At 60.4% G+C, this 548-nt stretch carries 1 protein-coding gene; it reads left to right on the plus strand.

The window, feature by feature from the left end:
* Positions 1 to 21 precede the first annotated feature (21 nt).
* The coding region (locus tag A985_RS24010; RefSeq protein WP_083902180.1) for an ureidoglycolate lyase at positions 22 to 548 on the plus strand (527 nt) is incomplete at its 3' end.

Here is a 548-nt window from a genome sequence, read left to right on the forward strand (position 1 = left end):
AAGGAAAAAAAGGAGAGTGACATGGCGGGAGCGGCGTTGAAGATCGAGCGATTGACGCGAGAGGCGTTTGCGCCGTTTGGCGATGTGATTGAGTTGTCGGGGGCGAAGCATTTCGGGATCAATGGCGGGACGACGGAGCGGTTTCACGATTTGGCGACGGTAGATTTGGGGCCGGAGGGCGGCCGCACGTTGGTCAATGTGTTTCGTGGCCAGCCGAGGCAGTTGCCGTATGAGGTGAAGATGTTGGAGCGGCATCCGTTGGGGAGTCAGGCGTTCATACCGTTGAAGACGACGCCGTACCTGGTGGTGGTAGCGCCGGCGGGCGAATTGGACGTGAGTCAGATGAGGGCGTTTGTTTCGGAGGGGTGGCAGGGGGTGAACTATGCGCGTGGCGTGTGGCATCACCCGTTGTTGGCGTTGGATGAGGTGAGTGACTTCGTGGTGGTGGATCGGGGTGGAGAGGGTCACAACTGTGACGAGCAGGATTTGCCGGGCACGTATGTGTTGACGCGAGCGGCGTTGGAGGCGGTGCGCTCAGCGAGAAAGGC

The sequence above is a fragment of the Pandoraea sp. B-6 genome (genome assembly GCF_000282835.1).
GTDB lineage: Bacteria > Pseudomonadota > Gammaproteobacteria > Burkholderiales > Burkholderiaceae > Pandoraea > Pandoraea cepalis.